1 protein-coding gene is annotated in these 228 nt (G+C 59.6%); it reads right to left on the reverse strand.

Annotation, left to right across the window (positions count from 1 at the left end; genetic code table 11):
* Positions 1 to 228: hypothetical protein (locus tag ACYQ2W_RS26935; protein ID WP_459874234.1), on the reverse strand; the 228-nt coding region annotated here is incomplete at both ends.

The raw sequence follows: 228 nt of genomic DNA on the forward strand, positions 1-228 counted from the left end.
CAACTCCTCGTCGATGTCGATGGCCGTCGTCGTCAGAAACAGCATCACCGGCCCCTCGACCCGGTACTGCTTGGTGACCAGGTCGCCGGAGGTTTCATCCTTTCCGGTGCTGGCGATGGTGAGTTCACCCTCCGACTGCAACAGCTTCAGCGCATAGGAAGCGTTCTCGGCGCCTTCCTCCTCGGCGATGGCGAGAATCTTGTTCTTCAGGTTGGTCTCGCCCATGTA

The sequence above is a fragment of the Endothiovibrio diazotrophicus genome (genome assembly GCF_054657215.1).